Consider the following 15108-nt stretch of genomic DNA (forward strand, 5'->3'; position numbering starts at 1 on the left):
CATGCGATGTGCAGCACTGGGCGTTGTTGCAAAGCCGCAGGTGCCTGACACTGGGACGCGGGTGTCACCGGCGACACCCGAAGGAGACAGACATGACATCCTCAGTGAGCGCGGCCCCCGCCGCCCCCTCGGCCCCGACCTCGAAGCTCAAGCGCGTCGTCGCGGCCTCCATGGCCGGCACGGTCGTGGAGTGGTACGAGTTCTTCCTCTACGCCACGGCCGCGAGCCTGGTCTTCGGCACCTACTTCTTCCCGGCCACCGGCTCCCCGCTCGACGGCATCATCGCCGCCTTCGTCACCTACGCGGTCGGTTTCATCGCTCGCCCGCTCGGTGGCATCGTCTTCGGGCAGATCGGTGACCGGTTCGGCCGCAAGCCCACCCTGCAGGCGACGATCATCATCGTGGGCGCGGCGACGTTCCTGATGGGGTGCCTGCCCGGGTTCCAGAGCATCGGCTACTGGGCCCCGGCGCTACTGGTCGCGCTGCGCTTCCTCCAGGGGTTCGCGGTCGGCGGTGAGTGGGGCGGCGCGGTGCTTCTCGTCGCCGAGCAGAGTCCCGACCGCTCCCGTTCCTTCTGGTCGAGCTGGCCGCAGGCCGCCGTGCCGGTGGGCAATCTGCTCGCCACGCTCGTGCTCCTCGTGAGCTCCTGGGTGATGACCTCCGACGCCTTCCTCGAGTGGGGGTGGCGCATCGCCTTCTGGCTGTCGGCTGTGATCGTCCTGGTCGGCTTCTACATCCGTCGTCACGTCGAGGAGGCGCCGATCTTCCTCGAAGCGAAGGCACAGGTCGAGGCGGAGAAGGCCACGTCCTACGGCGTCGTCGAGGTGCTGCGCCGCTACCCGAAGGGTCTCCTCCAGGCGATGGGACTCCGCTTCGCCGAGAACATCGTCTACTACATCGTGGTGAGCTTCACGATCGTGTATCTGAAGACGGTGCACGAGTACGACACGAGTCAGCTTCTGCTCGCTCTGCTCATCGCGCATGTGGTGCATTTCGCGATCATCCCGCAGCTCGGGCGTCTCGCCGATCGCTGGGGACGCAAGCCGGTATACCTGACCGGTGCGATCCTCAGCGCGACCTGGGCGTTCTTCGCCTTCCCGCTGTTCGACACCCTCAACCCGGTGCTGATCGTGCTCGCGGTGACGGTCGGGCTCTGCTTCCACGCGTTCATGTACGCGCCGCAACCCGCGGTGATGGCCGAGCTCTTCCCGACCCGCATGCGCTACTCCGGCGTCTCGCTCGGATCCCAGGTCACGGCGATCCTCGCCGGATCGCTCGCACCGATCCTCGCGATCCAGTGGCTGCGCGACTTCGGCTCCTGGCTGCCGATCGCGATCTACATCGTCATCGCGTGCGTCGTCACCGCCGTCGCCGTGCTGTCGTTGCGGGAGACCAAGGGCATCTCGCTGCAGTCGATCGACGACGCGGACGCGGCGCGTACCGCCGCGGCCTGAACCACGGAGGAGCACGACATGACCGATCTGCACGGACGCAGGGCTCTCGTCACCGGCGGCGCGAGCGGGATCGGCGCGGCGTGCGCCCGAGCCTTCGCCACGGCGGGCGCGTGGGTCGTCGTGGCCGATGTCGATCGCACGGCGGCGGAGACGCTCGCCGCGGAGATCGGGGGAGAGGCGTGGCACATCGATCTGTCGGATGTCGGAGCGCTGGCCGATGCGCACCTCGACGTCGACATCCTCGTCAACAACGCCGGCGTCCAGCACGTGAGCCCGATCGAGGACTTCGCGCCGGAGCGGTTCTCGTTCATCCTGCGCCTCATGCTCGAAGCGCCGTTCCTCCTCATCCGCGCCGCTCTGCCCGGGATGTACGAGCGGGGGTTCGGGCGGGTGATCAACGTGTCGAGCGTGCACGGCGTGCGCGCTTCTGCCTACAAGTCGGCCTATGTCGCGGCGAAGCACGGCCTGGAGGGCCTGTCGAAGGTGACGGCGCTGGAAGGCGGCACCCGCGGGGTGACGAGCAACTGCATCGATCCCGGCTACGTGCGCACGCCGCTCGTCGAGAAGCAGATCGCCGACCAGGCCCGGGTGCACGGCATCCCGGAGAGTGAGGTGCTCGAGACCGTGATGCTCACCGAGTCGGCGATCAAGCGGCTCGTCGAACCGCATGAGGTCGCGTCACTCGCACTCTGGCTCGCCGGCGATACCGCGGGCATGGTGACGGGCGCGAGCTACACGATGGACGGTGGCTGGTCGGCGCGGTGAGGTACGAGACGACCAACCCTGCGTGCGACCGCTCACGAGGTGGTCGAGCGAGGGCTGCGACCGGTTGGCTCCCCTGGATCAGGAATCAACCGGAGCCAGGATCCTCGCGGACGTTCCGGCGAAGCTCATACCAGAGCAGACTCGATGCGTCCGAGCCGCCCCAGGTGATCGGTGTGCGCGAGCGAAGAGACCAGCCGCGTTCGCGGTAGAGGCGTTGGGCGTGGTGGCCGTTATCCGCCACTGCGAGGAGCGCTAGTTCCGCATCACCATGGGCCGTGGCCACATCAAGCAATAGCGCTCCGATCCCGCGGCCATTGACCGAAGGTGCGACAAAGAGCCGTTCGACGGTCACCACCCTCGCGTCGTCGTCCGATATCGTCGCGGCGACGTGCCCCACCACCCGACCGTCGATCTCCGCAACCCACGCGGACTCAACTTCCGCGAGCCAGCTCTCGGCATCCGCGGGCCAGTTGACCGGGTACGAATCCCGCAGGTGAACTGCGCGGAGGACCTTGGCGCATTCGGCCATGTCACTCGAAACACGCGGACGGATGATCGGTCCACGGGCGTCGGCCTGCAGATTCATCGATCTTTCTGACACGCTGACACCCCTCTTCGCAACATGTATAGCAGGGTACGACGATCGAGCTTCCTCCTCGAAGAAGGGGGTGGGTCCTCGAGGGAACCATCTACACGATGGACGGCGGCTGGTCAGCTCGCTGAGGCGATCTCGGCGTGCACGGCGCGGCGGAGCCACTCGGCGTAGCGCTCACTCGTCCACCCCGACTGCGTGACCAGCTGCTGGTAGCTCTCGGGGGAGAGCAGGAACGACAGGGCATCGGCGACTGCGGAGTCGTCGATGTCCGGTGAGGCGAGGTCGCGGCGGCGTAGTTCCGAAACCAGCCCCCGGTAGTCCGCGCTGCGGTGCTCGAGGATCCGGCGGAGCGCTTCGTCGACGACGGGATCCGACAGCGCAGCCCCCAGCAGCACCGTCCACAAGCCGTGTCCGCGCGCGTTCGCGGTCGTGATCTGCGTCAGCACGGTATCGAGGAAGACGTCGTCCGGCAGATCCAAGAGTCCGTTCGCGACTTCGGTGTCGGCGAGCGTCTCCGCTCCTTCCGAGCCGGAGAAGGTGACCTCGAAAGCGGCGATGAGCAGCTCGGCTTTCGATGCCGTCGTCTTCACGGTCTCGGCCGAGACCCCTGCCTCACGAGCGATCGCGGCGATCGTGGTCGCCTGGTAGCCCTGCGTGGCGAACAGGCGGGCGGATGCGGAGACGATGCGCTCGCGGGTCTCCAGCGCCTGGCGTGCGCGCAACTCGGATCGATAGGCGCGGGGAGCGATCTCAACCATTGACTTTCCTGTCGGTGTTATGAATACTACGACGGTACATTCAATCTTAGCGAAAGGGCTCGGCATGTCCAGCTACCTCCTCACCTGCACACCGGCTCACGGTCATGTCCTGTCGCTGTTGCAGGTCGCGCGCCACCTCCTCTCCCGCGGCCACGAGGTGAGCTTCCTCACGAGCAGCCGCTACGCCGAGCGGGTGGCCGATGCAGGCGCACGCTTCCTCGCTCTGCCTGCCGAGGCGGACGTCGACCTCGACGACGCCGACGGGTCGTTCCCGGAGCGTGCGGGACTCACCGGCCCCGCCGCGCTGCGGTTCGACATGAGCACTCTCTTCGTGCGTCCTGGCGCGGCGCAGCTCGCTGCCGTCCAGGCCGAGCTCGACGCCCACCCGGTCGATGCCGTCCTCACGGAGCCGCTCTTCGTCGGGGGTGCTCTCCTGCAGCTGATGCCCGTCCACGAACGGCCGCCGGTCGTCGTCCTCGGTATCTTCCCGCTCGGAGTGCGCAGCAGGGACACGGCGCCGTTCGGCCTCGGGGCCGCGCCCATCCCAGGGCCGTTCGGCCGCCTCCGCAACGCCGCCCTGCGTGTGATCGCCGAGAGAGCGATCTTCGGGGGCGTGCAGAAGGAGGCCGACGAGATGGCGCGCCGCACGGTCGGCCGTGAGCTCGGCGGTTTCGTGCTCGACTGGGCCGGCCGCGCAGACGCCTACGTGCAGTTCACCGTGCCCGAGTTCGAGTACCCGCGCACCGACCTGCCCGCGACCGTGCACTTCGCGGGACCGTTGCCGGCCGTGACGTCGACGGCGGGCGTGCCGGAGTGGTGGCCCGATCTCGATGGATCCCGTCCCGTGGTGCATGTCACGCAGGGCACGATCGCCAACTCCGACTTCGGGCAGCTCGTCCTCCCGACGATCACGGCGCTCGCGGGCTCCGATGTCCTCGTGGTGGTGACCACGGGCGGACGACCGGTCGACGCCCTGGGGGTCACGCTGCCGGACAACGTGCGCGTGGCGGAGTATCTGCCCTACGACCGCTTGCTCCCGCTGGTCGACGTGCTGGTCACCAACGGTGGCTACGGCGGTGTCCAGCAGGCGCTCGCCCACGGGATCCCGCTCGTGGTCGCGGGCCAGACCGAAGACAAGGTCGAGGTGTCGGCGCGCGTCGGGTGGTCGGGTGCCGGAGTGAACCTGCGCACGACCAACGCGACGCCGGTTCAGGTCTCCCGTGCCGTGGAGCGTGTCCTGTCGGAGCCCGCGTTCCGTGCGAACGCGGAACGCATCGGCGCCGCCATGCGCGAGGCCGATGCAGGACGCGCGCTCGATCGCGTCCTGGACGAGGTCTCGGCGCAGTGGGGCCGCACTCGCTCCCGCGCCGGTCGAGCGGAGGGCGTGTGAAAGCGCATTCCGACGCATGGATGCAACGTGTTGCAACCTCTCGCGGTATACCATTTCGGTATACGCCCAGCAGCGTCAGTCCCCAGCTGACCGTGGGCGGGGCGGCTCAGCCGCCATGCGGAGGGAGAGTCGATCTTCTTTCGATCCCGAGGGGGGATGGGGTGGGAGTTCGGTCCCCAGCCGGCACCCACCCCCACACTCGGTTCTGCGTCAGATGATCCGGCTCACGATCCAGAACGCGATGAACCCGATCACGATGATGATCGGCACCCAGGTTCCGCCGCGCTTCAGACGACGCCCCTGCGGTGCGACACCCGGCGGCGGTGTGAGCAGGCCCGCGGGTGGTGCGAAGGGGAGTGCCTGGTTCGGTGGAGCGACGGATGCCGTGGCCCCCGGATTCTCCGCGATCAGCCGGTCATCGCGCCACCGCGCCCACTGATCGAACTTGGTCAGCAGCGCGCCGACCACGCCGAACAGCCAGGCCCAGGTGGCGGGATCGAGGGTCGATACCTTGCGCTGCGTGTAGAGGAACAGCCAGTCGTCGACGATCTCGACGTCGAGCTGGGCGGCGTTGTCGATGAACCGCGCCATGATGTCGGGCGTGAACAGGTACAGGGCGTCGCGCTCGTACCCGGCGGGGCAGTACAGGGTGAAGTGCTGGTCGAAGTCGCCCTCGAGCGACAAGCGTTGCGCCTTCTGGAACGACGCGGGCAGGTTCGACCCGAAACCGTTGTTCCCCTTGGCATCGAGGACGATGTTCGGCAGTGGCACGTCGAGCTTCACGGCGACGTAGCCCCAGCGGTAGGTCGTCGAGTTCTTCCCCGACTGCACCGTGTACTGGTAGTTGCCGAACTCGACGAAACGTGGCCGGGTGCCCCGGATCAGATCGGTCGACTGGCGCGCGCGGCCGAGACTGAAGATCATGCCGGGAAGAGGCGGATCGACGATCTTCGGCTCGTACGACATGCCGTTCGCCCGGGCGAAGCGATCGAGTCGGTACCGCGTCGCCTGGGCGTTGCGCACGCTCAGCCAGATCATGACCCCCACTGCCGCGAGCAGGAGCAGGATGAGCACCAGCGGGATGGCCGCGGTGGCGGGAGAGCCTCCGAAGGACGCCAGCGCCAGCACCACGCTCACGAAGATCGGGATCATCACGACCGCGGCGATCACCGCCACCGCGATGCCGATGACGGTGGACGCCGACATGCCTGCAGTGCGGCGGGAACGGAGCTCCGCGGCGAACGCGCGCACCGATGCTGCGTCGACCGGCTCGGTGAGCGGCCGCGGGTCGAAGCTCAGCTGCGGCGGGGTCACCGGTTCACCGTGTCGGCATCCCACGTGAGCGCGGCACCCTCGGGGATCGGCAGGGCCTCCAGGCGTTCGTCCGCGCAGATCGCGTCGATCAGGGCGGACGAGCCGGCCACGATCGTCGAATCGAAGTCGACCTCGCTCACCAGGACCCACGAGCGGTCTTCCGGCCACAGCATGCTCGGACTCTGCGCCGACAGCAGGAACCCGTGCTCCTCGGCCGCGTGATCGCGCCAGGGAACGTGCAGGATCCAGTCCGGGTCGGCGAAGGCGCTCGGGGCGGCGGAGAACAGCACGTGGCCCCGGTCGGTGAGCTGAAGGCGTGGCCCCTCGGAGATCTCGCGAGACAGGATGCCCTCCTGCCACGTGGGTTTGCGGAAGACGTTGTTGAACGGATCCTTCATGCTGCGATCGAGCATCGCCTGATGGTTCGGGTCGTCCGAGAAGGTCAGGAACGCCCGAGAAGGCGACATGCCGACGAACCCGAGCAGGCCGCCTCGTCCCTCCCAGAGCGCTGCGACCCCGGCGTCAGGGGTCTGCGTGTGGTCGGCGAGATGTTCGGCGACCGCCGCCAGGAGGTCCGGGTCGAGCTCCCCCTCGATCGGGGCCGAGAACTCGCGGCCGTCGGGGGCGATCCTGACGCCCCAGTCGCCATCCGCGGGCGTGCGCACGATCCGTTGCCACTGCGCGAGCGGATGCAGGACCGTGCCGAATGCGGCTGCCGTCTGCGCCCAGGTGACGGGCTCATCCACGAACCGGGCGACGAGGGCCTGATGCTCCGCCTCGGGCATCCGCACCAGTTCCTCGGCCGTCGGCACCGCGCGATCCGGCAGGGTCCGGGCGACGGCGGGATGCAGCACCCGGGCGTAGGCGGCATAGCCGCGGGGGACCACCCCGTGCATCGTCTCGTGACCTGCGTCGAGCCGCTCGCGCAGCCATGCCCCCGCCGAGGGATCGGAAATCCACTCCATGCCACCACGCTACCCGGGGGCAGTGCCTCCGATGCTCGCACGGACGACTCGTGGCGGGATCCCCCATAATCGAGGGTGTGACTGCGACTGCAACCCTCCCCTCCCTCGACGGCCGCCGCTTCCGGATGATCTCGTCCACCACCTCGGCGGTCGACCCGGAATCTCCGAGCATCTTCGAGTACTTCGAGCGCGACGGCGCGATCTGGGGCGGGTACGAGGGTGACACGGTCACGTTCGGCAAGTTCGTGGGCACCCGCACCGGTGACACGATCTGGGTGTCGTTCGTGCACGTGCTCAAGGCCGACGGCACGGTCGTGACCGGAGACGGCGAGAGCGAGCTCGAGCTCACCGACGACGGTGGCATCCGTCTGGTCGAGCACTACGAGATGCACGGACTCCCGCAGCTGAGCGTGTGCGAGGAGATCGCAGCCTGACGTCGAGCCGGCCTCAGCGCGGCGGCAACGTGTCGCGTCCGGGTGAGGCCGGTGTCCAGCGCGTCATCCCGAGCGGGATCTCGGTGTCGCGCTCGGGCAGGTCTCCCGGCAGCAGATAGGGCCGGCGGATCACCTCGTCGAGCACCACGACGCTGACGACCGTTCGCACCTCGGGAAGCTGCGCGATCACCCCGGTCGAGAACTCGTGCACGCCGCTGACGTCGACCGCGCGGATCAGCAGCATGGCATCGTGCTCGCCGGTCGTGATGGCGCACCACTCCACATCGGGCATCTCGAGCACCCGCTCGCGGAACGACGCCCAGGCCTGGGGCATCACGGTGACGAACACCAGCGCTCCGATCGAGAGCCCGGCCTTTGCCTGATCGACACGCGCCGTGAATCCCGTGATGACGCCGTCGTGCACCAGCGACTCGACCCGGGTGTAGGCGTTCGCGCGCGATATTCCGATCTTCTCGGCGAGCGCCGCGATCGAGACGCGACCGTTATCCCGGAGGACTTCGAGGATTCTGTATGCCGTCTCGTCCAAAGGGGCAGCACTTCGTCCAGAATGCTTCGAGTGTTCCGCATCCTTGCTGGACATATTGTTCCTCACGGTCGAGGTTCTGGACAGAGCGTGTCGAGGTGACCCACTCTTGCTGGACACATCGTCGCATATGATGCGAATCTGATCCACGGTCGTCCACATCGGTGGCGACTCACCCGAATGTACTCCTCGCCTCTGGAGGCCCTCATGTCGTCACGCCGTATCACGCCGGTCATCGCGCTCGGAGCCGTCGCGCTCCTCGCGCTCGCAGGATGCTCGGGAGGGAACTCCGCCAACAACGGCGACAACTCCTCCGGCTCCGACTCCCTCGTCATCGACACCGCGTTCTCGATCGAGACCACCGACCCGGGTCACACCTACGACCCGACCGGCAACATGATCGCGAAGGCACTGTACGAGACCCTCGTCGACTTCGAGGGCTCCGATGTCTCGACCCCCGTTCCCGGGCTCGCCTCGTGGGAGCAGAACGACGAGGCCACCGAGTTCACGTTCACGCTCGAGGGCGACCGCGTCTTCTCCGACGGGACGCCGATCGAGGCCAAGGACGTCGTCTTCTCGTTGCAGCGCATTCAGGGCATGGAAGACGCCAAGCCGAACTTCCTCCTGGGCGGCCTGACCATCACCGAGGTCGACGACAAGACGATCCGCTTCACCTCCGAGACCCCGCTGCTGCAGCTGCCCGCGATCCTCGCGAACCCCGCCCTGGGCATCGTCAACTCCGATGTCGTGCTCGAGAACGGCGGCGCCACCGACGGCACCGACTCGGCGCAGAAGTTCCTCGACGGTGCCTCCGCGGGCTCCGGGCCCTTCGTGCTCGACACCCTCGACCTCAGCTCGCAGGTCGTCCTGACGAAGAACGACGAGTACAACGGCGACGAGGCATCGGACTACAAGCGCGTGGTCGTGCGCAACGTGTCGGAGAGCGCCACGCAGCTCGCCAACCTCAAGGGTGGCGACTCCATGGTCGCGATGGACCTGAACGGCGACCAGGTGGCCGGTCTCGGCGACGGCATCACGGTCGACTCGGTCCCCTCCGGCCAGACGATCTTCCTGCTGCTGAACCAGTCCGAAGCGGTCGCCGGTGACCTGGCGAATGTCAAGATCGCCGAGGCCATCCGCTACGCACTCGACTACGACGCACTGCTGGAGCTGGCCGGAGCCGGATCCGTGCAGGCGACCGGTGTCATCCCGCCCGGATTCGAGGGCGCGCTCGACAGCGGCGTGGAGCAGGACCTCGACAAGACCGCGGCCGCACTCGAAGAAGCCGGCTACACCGGCCAGACGCTGAAGCTGCAGTTCCCGAACGACTACCCGGTCGGCGGCGTGGAGTTCACGCCCCTCGCCGAGCGCATCCAGGCGCAGCTCAAGGACGCCGGCATCACGGTCGACCTCGCCCCCGCGCCGTTCGCGACCGAGCTCGACGCCTACGTCAACGGCACCGAGGGCTTCGGCCTCTGGTTCTGGGGCCCCGACTACGCGGACTCCGCGAACTTCCTTCCGTTCGGTCCGGGGCTGAAGGTCGGCCTGCGCGCCGGCTGGGCCGCAGAGGCCAACCCGGAGATCGCCGGGATCGCCGCCGGTGCCGCTGCCGCGACCGACGCCGACCAGCGCACGGCCGCCTTCACGGAGTTCGCCGAGGCCATGCAGGCCGAGGGGCCGTTCGTCCCGATGATCGTCCCCGGTCGCAACATCTCCTCCGCCGACAGCGTGAAGGGCGCCGTGTACAACTCCGTGTGGGAGATGGACATCGCCGAGATCACGCCGGCCGGCTGAGCGGACATCTCATGACGACAGTGGCGGTGCAGAGGCAGGCGCAGCGGCGTCGATCGCCTCTGGTCGGATACCTGCTGCGGCGGGCCGGCACCTCCCTGCTCCTGTTGGTGGGCGTGACGATCGTCACGTTCGCGCTCACCAACCTGGTGCCGGGGGACCCGGTCTCGGCCGCGCTCGGTGAGGGCGCGTCGCAGAACCCCGCGACGCGCGAAGCGTTCATCAGGGAGCAGGGTCTCGACCAGCCACTGTTCGTGCAGTACTTCATCTACATGGGGAATCTGCTCCGCGGAGACCTCGGCACGTCGCTGGTGACCGGACGCCCGGTCACCAGCGACCTCGCCACCGCGGTGCCGGCGACCATCGAGATCGCGATCGGTGCGATCATCGTCAGTCTCGCGGTGAGCATCGTGCTCGGCACCCTCGCCGCCTACCGTCGCGGACTGGTCACCGACCAGGTCATCCGCGTGGTCACGCTGGTGGGCCTGAGCGTGCCGACGTTCTGGCTGGCGCTCGTCAGCTTCTACGTCTTCTTCCTGGAGCTGCGGATCGCGCCGGGCTCCGGGCGCATCTCGCCGTCGATCACCCCGCCGCCGCGCGTGACCGGGCTCTACACGGTCGACTATCTCCTGAACGGAGACGCGGTCGGGTTCTTCGACGCCCTCGCGCACCTCGCCCTCCCCGTCATGGTGCTCTCGCTCGTGACGATCGGCCTGCTGACCCGCTTCATCCGCACCTCGGTGCTCGAGGTCCTGGGGAGCGACTACGTGCGCGCCGCCCGGGCCAAGGGGCTCCCGGCCATGCGCGTGATCGTCGGCTACGTCCTGCGGGGCGCCTCGCTGCCGATCCTCACGGTCGTGGGCGTCGCGTTCGGAGCCCTGCTCTCGGGCACGGTGCTCGTCGAGTCCGTGTTCGCCTGGCCGGGACTGGGTACCTACGCGTACAACTCGGCGGCGAACCTCGATCTGCCCGGCATCATGGGGGTCGGTCTCGTGGTCGGCATCATCTACCTCCTCATCAACTTCATCGTCGACATCCTCTACGGCGTGCTCGACCCGAGAGTGAGGATCGCATGAGCCGCATCGCCGCCGCCACCCCGGCCGGTCGCTTCCGCTTCCGCTGGCCCCGAGCCTGGCGCACCCCGCTCGGCATCATCGGCACCGTGATCGCGGGCGCCTGGGTCATCGTGGCCTTCACCGCCCAGTGGTGGGTGCCGTATCCGCCGAACGCGCAGGTGCTACCCCGTCTGCAGCCGCCGGGGATCGAGACTCTTCTCGGTACCGACGGCAACGGCCGCGACATCTTCTCCCGGCTGATGACGGGCGCGACGGTGAGCCTTCCGCTCGCGCTCATGCTCGTGATCGCCGCCATGATCATCGGCACGGTCATCGGCGCCGTCGCCGGGTACTTCGGTGGCTGGGTCGACGAGACCCTGATGCGCATCACCGATCTCTTCATGGCGTTCCCGACGGTGATCCTGGCCATGGTGGTCGCGGCTTCGCTCGGACCTTCCCTCTTCAACGCGGTGATCGCCGCGATCGTCGTGTCCTGGCCGCAGTACTCGCGTGTCACACGGAGCATCGTGCTGGGGCTGCGTGGGCAGAACTACGTGATCGCGGGCCGGCTCCTCGGACACTCGCCGGTGCGCACGCTGGTCGTCGACATCCTGCCGAACATCGCCGGCCCGATCCTGGTCCTCGCCACGCTCGACATCGGCGCGGCCATCCTCCTCCTCTCCGGACTCTCGTTCCTCGGTCTCGGTGCACAGCCGCCGACGGCGGAGTGGGGGTCGATGATCTCCGCAGCGATGCAGAACTTCGACGCCTGGTGGCTCGGGGTGTTCCCCGGCCTCGCGATCCTCACGGTCGTGCTGGCGTTCAACTTCCTCGGTGACGCGATGCGCGACGTGCTCGACCCGACCGCGGAGATCACGCACGAGAAGGCCGACGAGCACGCGGCATCGGCGACGGGGGCGACGGCATGAGCGCACAGGGAGCCACGGTCCTGCGCATCCGCGACCTCACGATCGACATCGGCCGTCCGCTGGTGAAGGGCGTCTCGCTCGAACTCGAGGCGGGTCGTGTCCAGGGGCTCGCGGGGGAATCCGGATCCGGCAAGACCCTCACCTCGCTCGCCGTGCTGGGGCTGCTGCCGCGGCAGGCGCGCACCGGGGGATCGATCCTGCTCGGGGACGAAGAGCTCGTCGGCCTGCGTCGACGTGCGCTCAACCGCGTGCGGGGCAAGCGGATCGCCATGGTGTTCCAGGATCCGTCCGCCTCGCTGCACCCGCAGCTTCCGGTCGGCCGTCAGCTCACCGATCACATGCGTGTGCATCTCGGGCTCACGGGCGCCGCCGCACGGGCGCGGGCGGTGGAGCTGCTCGAGACCGTGCAGGTGCCGAATCCCGCCGAGGCGCTGAAACGCTATCCGCATCAGTTCTCCGGCGGACAGCGCCAGCGCATCGCGATCGCGTGCGCCCTCGCGTGCGACCCCGAGGTGCTGCTGGCCGACGAGCCCACGACGGCCCTCGACGTCACGGTGCAGGCTGGCCTCCTGAAGCTGCTGCGCGACCTCGCGGTCGAGCGGAACCTCGCGGTGCTGCTCGTGACGCATGACCTGGGCGTGATGAGCGCGATCGCCGACAGGGTGGCCGTCATGAAGGACGGGCGGATCGTCGAGCTCGCCGACCGGGAGACGCTCTTCCTCGATCCTCAGCACGACTACACGCGCATGCTGCTCGCGGCCCTGCCGGGCTCGCGGGTCGACGAGGCACCGGAACAGGAGTCCGCAGATGAGTGAGGTCGCCGTCCTCGACGCGCAGGACGTGGTCGTGCGCTACCCGGGAAATCCGCCCGTCGTCGCCGTGAACGGCGTGTCGATCAGCGTGGCCGCGGGGGAGACCGTGGCTCTCGTCGGCGAGTCCGGAAGCGGGAAGTCGAGCCTCGCCCGCGCCGTCGTCGGCATCGAGAAGATCGCGGGCGGTGCCGTCCGTTTCCGCGATGTGCCCGTCGCCCCGCTCGGCATCCGTCGTCGACCCACCGCGATGACCGGTATCCAGATGGTGTTCCAGGACCCGTCCACGTCGCTGAACCCCCGACGGCGTGTGGGCGACCAGATCGCGGACGGCATCGCGACGGCACGGGCCCGCGGCGAGGCCGGATCGACCGTCGACGAATGGCTCGACCGCGTCGGGCTGCCGACCGAGGTCAGCACGCGCTTCCCCCACCAGTTCTCGGGCGGGCAGAAGCAGCGCCTCGCGATCGCGCGGGCGTTGGCTGCGCGGCCGTCGCTCCTCGTGGCCGACGAGCCGATCTCCGCCCTCGACGCCTCGACGCAGACGAGCGTCGCCCGGCTCATGCGCGACCTGGTCGCGGAGTCGGGAGCGGGGATGCTGTTCATCTCGCACGACCTCGCGGTGGTGCGACGCATCGCCGACCGGACCCACGTGATGTTCGGTGGTCGTGTGCTGGAATCGGGGCCGACGGCGCCGCTGTGGGCCGCACCGCAGCATCCCTACACGCAGGCGTTGCTGGCGGCGATCCCGGAACCGGACGGGGCCGGACGCATCCCCGCAGCGCCCTCGGTCGACGACCGCACCGTGTGGGCGGAAGTACCGCCGGTCACGTACTGATCCTTTGGGGACGGGGCGGCCGAAACGGAGACGAACCGCGGGCGGGGCGGCGCGCCTCGCCCGGACACGCCGCCCCACGCGCGGCTGCTCTCCGTTTTCGCACAGGGGGCTCCGTTCAGCAGCCCGGGGCGCAATCCGCTAGACTGTGCAGGTTGTCTGCCTTCCGGACTCCAATCGGGAATCCTGGGGCAGACACGTGCACACACCCTCCTGCTCCCGGGAAAGTCCCGAGAGCCGTTCTAGTCCGAAGGAGGTGGGTAAGTGACGCACCAGTACGAACTCATGGTCATTCTGACCCCCGAGATCGACGAGCGCCAGGTCGCCCCGACGCTCGACAAGTTCCTGAAGGTCATCACCAACGATGGTGGCTCTATCGAGAACGTCGACATCTGGGGCAAGCGCCGTCTCGCTTACGAGATCCAGAAGAAGAACGAGGGCATCTACGCCGTCGTCAACTTCACCGCGACCAGCGCAGCCACGCAGGAGCTCGACCGTCAGCTGAAGCTGAACGAGCAGATCATGCGCACCAAGGTCCTCCGCGCTGAAGAGGCTCAGGCGATGATCGCTTCCGAGGCCAAGCGCAGCGAAGAGAAGGCTGCTCGCAAGGCCGCCAAGGCTGCGAAGGCCTGACGTCCATGGCTGGCGAAACCGTCATCACCGTGGTGGGAAACCTCACGGCCGACCCCGAGCTGCGCTACACGCAGAACGGGCTGCCGGTGGCGAACTTCACCATCGCTTCGACGCCTCGGAACTTCGACCGCGCTGCGAATGAGTGGAAGGACGGCGATGCGCTGTTCCTCCGTGCATCCGTGTGGCGCGAGTTCGCCGAGCACGTGGCGGGCTCGCTGACGAAGGGCATGCGCGTCATCGCGCAGGGCCGTCTGCGTCAGCGCTCCTACCAGGACCGCGAGGGCAACCAGCGCACCGCGATCGAGCTGGAGGTCGACGAGATCGGCCCCTCGCTCCGGTACGCGACCGCTCAGGTCACGCGCGCGGCCTCGACCGGCGGTGCCGGTGGTGGCGGCGGCGGACAGTCTCGCCCCGCGCAGCAGCAGGTGTCGGAGGAGCCGTGGTCCACGCCCGGCTCGTCGACCAGCGCGGATGCCTGGAGCACTCCGGGCAGCTTCGGCGACGACACTCCGTTCTGAACAACTTCTGGATCCGGTCCGCAGGGCCGGCATCCGCTCATCACTAAGGAAAAACAATGGCTGGAAAGTCGAGCGGCGACCGCCGCAAGCCGCGGAAGGGCGCGAAGAACGCTGCTCCCGCGAAGTCCATCCGGGTCGGTGTCATCGATTACAAGGATGTCGCCACCCTTCGCAAGTTCGTCTCGGAGCGCGGCAAGATCCGCGCCCGTCGTATCACCGGTGTCTCGGTGCAGGAGCAGCGTCTGATCGCCACGGCGATCAAGAACGCGCGCGAAATGGCGCTCCTGCCCTACGCTGGCGCCGGCCGGTAAGGGGTATC

General features: G+C 68.3%; 17 protein-coding genes. 12 read left to right on the plus strand and 5 right to left on the minus strand.

The annotated features are described in order from the left end of the window. Nucleotides 1-92 precede the first annotated feature (92 nt). A complete protein-coding gene (locus ACLF6J_RS11225) occupies nucleotides 93-1454 on the plus strand; it encodes an MFS transporter (protein WP_131491690.1) in 1362 nt (453 codons plus the stop codon). Between the two features lie 18 nt (nucleotides 1455-1472). Continuing rightward, nucleotides 1473-2219: a 3-hydroxybutyrate dehydrogenase gene (locus tag ACLF6J_RS11230; RefSeq protein ID WP_421076882.1), complete on the plus strand. Its 747-nt coding sequence runs from the start codon at nucleotides 1473-1475 to the stop codon at nucleotides 2217-2219. A gap of 85 nt (nucleotides 2220-2304) precedes the next feature. Here ACLF6J_RS11230 and ACLF6J_RS11235 read toward each other — a convergent pair whose 3' ends face one another. Then, a complete protein-coding gene (locus tag ACLF6J_RS11235) occupies nucleotides 2305-2805 on the minus strand; it encodes a GNAT family N-acetyltransferase (RefSeq protein WP_208526492.1) in 501 nt (166 codons plus the stop codon). Between the two features lie 125 nt (nucleotides 2806-2930). Then, complete coding sequence (locus tag ACLF6J_RS11240) at nucleotides 2931-3572, minus strand: TetR/AcrR family transcriptional regulator (RefSeq protein WP_134352559.1); 642 nt, start codon at nucleotides 3570-3572, stop codon at nucleotides 2931-2933. A gap of 64 nt (nucleotides 3573-3636) precedes the next feature. On the opposite strand from ACLF6J_RS11240, the gene ACLF6J_RS11245 reads away from it, so the two are divergent. After that, nucleotides 3637-4962, plus strand: a complete 1326-nt coding sequence (locus tag ACLF6J_RS11245) for a glycosyltransferase (protein WP_134352558.1) — start codon at nucleotides 3637-3639, stop codon at nucleotides 4960-4962. A 210-nt stretch (nucleotides 4963-5172) separates the two neighbouring features. Here ACLF6J_RS11245 and ACLF6J_RS11250 read toward each other — a convergent pair whose 3' ends face one another. Together ACLF6J_RS11250 and ACLF6J_RS11255 are read right to left on the minus strand one after the other, a co-directional pair. After that, on the minus strand, nucleotides 5173-6276 hold the full coding sequence (locus tag ACLF6J_RS11250) for a hypothetical protein (RefSeq protein ID WP_134352557.1): 1104 nt from the start codon (nucleotides 6274-6276) through the stop codon (nucleotides 5173-5175). Then, nucleotides 6273-7241 carry a hypothetical protein gene (locus ACLF6J_RS11255; RefSeq protein WP_134352556.1) on the minus strand — a complete coding sequence of 323 codons (969 nt, stop codon included), beginning with the start codon at nucleotides 7239-7241 and terminating at the stop codon, nucleotides 6273-6275. Before ACLF6J_RS11255 ends, ACLF6J_RS11250 begins: the two co-directional genes overlap by 4 nt. A gap of 77 nt (nucleotides 7242-7318) precedes the next feature. On the opposite strand from ACLF6J_RS11255, the gene ACLF6J_RS11260 reads away from it, so the two are divergent. Then, on the plus strand, nucleotides 7319-7675 hold the full coding sequence (locus ACLF6J_RS11260; protein WP_226533924.1) for a hypothetical protein: 357 nt from the start codon (nucleotides 7319-7321) through the stop codon (nucleotides 7673-7675). Nucleotides 7676-7688: 13 nt separating this feature from the next. Here ACLF6J_RS11260 and ACLF6J_RS11265 read toward each other — a convergent pair whose 3' ends face one another. After that, complete coding sequence (locus ACLF6J_RS11265) at nucleotides 7689-8222, minus strand: Lrp/AsnC family transcriptional regulator (RefSeq protein WP_047523975.1); 534 nt, start codon at nucleotides 8220-8222, stop codon at nucleotides 7689-7691. 204 nt (nucleotides 8223-8426) lie between these two features. Here ACLF6J_RS11265 and ACLF6J_RS11270 point away from each other — a divergent pair, with 204 nt between their 5' ends. The 8 genes from ACLF6J_RS11270 (at nucleotide 8427) to rpsR (ending at nucleotide 15100) form a co-directional block, all read left to right on the plus strand. After that, nucleotides 8427-10013 (plus strand): ABC transporter substrate-binding protein, encoded by a 1587-nt coding sequence (locus ACLF6J_RS11270; RefSeq protein ID WP_134352555.1) that lies wholly within the window; start codon nucleotides 8427-8429, stop codon nucleotides 10011-10013. 11 nt (nucleotides 10014-10024) lie between these two features. Then, entirely contained in the window at nucleotides 10025-11086 is a 1062-nt protein-coding gene (locus ACLF6J_RS11275) for an ABC transporter permease (RefSeq protein ID WP_134352554.1), read from the plus strand. Beyond that, a complete protein-coding gene (locus ACLF6J_RS11280; RefSeq protein WP_134352553.1) occupies nucleotides 11083-11994 on the plus strand; it encodes an ABC transporter permease in 912 nt (303 codons plus the stop codon). Before ACLF6J_RS11275 ends, ACLF6J_RS11280 begins: the two co-directional genes overlap by 4 nt. After that, a complete protein-coding gene (locus ACLF6J_RS11285; RefSeq protein ID WP_134352552.1) occupies nucleotides 11991-12809 on the plus strand; it encodes an ABC transporter ATP-binding protein in 819 nt (272 codons plus the stop codon). The genes ACLF6J_RS11280 and ACLF6J_RS11285 overlap by 4 nt, the downstream gene beginning before the upstream one ends. Then, nucleotides 12802-13641: an ABC transporter ATP-binding protein gene (locus tag ACLF6J_RS11290; protein WP_047523970.1), complete on the plus strand. Its 840-nt coding sequence runs from the start codon at nucleotides 12802-12804 to the stop codon at nucleotides 13639-13641. Before ACLF6J_RS11285 ends, ACLF6J_RS11290 begins: the two co-directional genes overlap by 8 nt. 261 nt (nucleotides 13642-13902) lie before the next feature. Next, complete coding sequence (gene rpsF, locus ACLF6J_RS11295) at nucleotides 13903-14271, plus strand: 30S ribosomal protein S6 (protein ID WP_047523969.1); 369 nt, start codon at nucleotides 13903-13905, stop codon at nucleotides 14269-14271. Between the two features lie 5 nt (nucleotides 14272-14276). Beyond that, nucleotides 14277-14789 carry a single-stranded DNA-binding protein gene (locus ACLF6J_RS11300; protein WP_045262453.1) on the plus strand — a complete coding sequence of 171 codons (513 nt, stop codon included), beginning with the start codon at nucleotides 14277-14279 and terminating at the stop codon, nucleotides 14787-14789. 56 nt (nucleotides 14790-14845) lie between these two features. Then, nucleotides 14846-15100, plus strand: coding sequence for a 30S ribosomal protein S18 (gene rpsR / locus ACLF6J_RS11305; RefSeq protein ID WP_017203799.1), 255 nt, complete (start codon nucleotides 14846-14848; stop codon nucleotides 15098-15100). Nucleotides 15101-15108 lie beyond the last annotated feature (8 nt).

Source organism: Microbacterium sp. IO18, assembly GCF_049099505.1.
Lineage (GTDB): Bacteria > Actinomycetota > Actinomycetes > Actinomycetales > Microbacteriaceae > Microbacterium > Microbacterium aurugineum.

Excerpts from the sequence above, each read along its gene's own strand:
- ACLF6J_RS11230 (WP_421076882.1), top strand. The coding sequence starts at position 1,473 with ATGACCGATCTGCACGGACGCAGGGCTCTCGTCACCGGCGGCGCGAGC.
- ACLF6J_RS11280 (WP_134352553.1), top strand. The coding sequence starts at position 11,083 with ATGAGCCGCATCGCCGCCGCCACCCCGGCCGGTCGCTTCCGCTTCCGC.
- ACLF6J_RS11255 (WP_134352556.1), bottom strand. The coding sequence starts at position 7,241 with ATGGAGTGGATTTCCGATCCCTCGGCGGGGGCATGGCTGCGCGAGCGG.
- ACLF6J_RS11290 (WP_047523970.1), top strand. The coding sequence starts at position 12,802 with ATGAGTGAGGTCGCCGTCCTCGACGCGCAGGACGTGGTCGTGCGCTAC.
- rpsR (WP_017203799.1), top strand. The coding sequence starts at position 14,846 with ATGGCTGGAAAGTCGAGCGGCGACCGCCGCAAGCCGCGGAAGGGCGCG.
- ACLF6J_RS11270 (WP_134352555.1), top strand. The coding sequence starts at position 8,427 with ATGTCGTCACGCCGTATCACGCCGGTCATCGCGCTCGGAGCCGTCGCG.
- ACLF6J_RS11225 (WP_131491690.1), top strand. The coding sequence starts at position 93 with ATGACATCCTCAGTGAGCGCGGCCCCCGCCGCCCCCTCGGCCCCGACC.
- ACLF6J_RS11240 (WP_134352559.1), bottom strand. The coding sequence starts at position 3,572 with ATGGTTGAGATCGCTCCCCGCGCCTATCGATCCGAGTTGCGCGCACGC.
- ACLF6J_RS11285 (WP_134352552.1), top strand. The coding sequence starts at position 11,991 with ATGAGCGCACAGGGAGCCACGGTCCTGCGCATCCGCGACCTCACGATC.
- ACLF6J_RS11235 (WP_208526492.1), bottom strand. The coding sequence starts at position 2,805 with ATGAATCTGCAGGCCGACGCCCGTGGACCGATCATCCGTCCGCGTGTT.
- ACLF6J_RS11275 (WP_134352554.1), top strand. The coding sequence starts at position 10,025 with ATGACGACAGTGGCGGTGCAGAGGCAGGCGCAGCGGCGTCGATCGCCT.
- ACLF6J_RS11300 (WP_045262453.1), top strand. The coding sequence starts at position 14,277 with ATGGCTGGCGAAACCGTCATCACCGTGGTGGGAAACCTCACGGCCGAC.
- ACLF6J_RS11245 (WP_134352558.1), top strand. The coding sequence starts at position 3,637 with ATGTCCAGCTACCTCCTCACCTGCACACCGGCTCACGGTCATGTCCTG.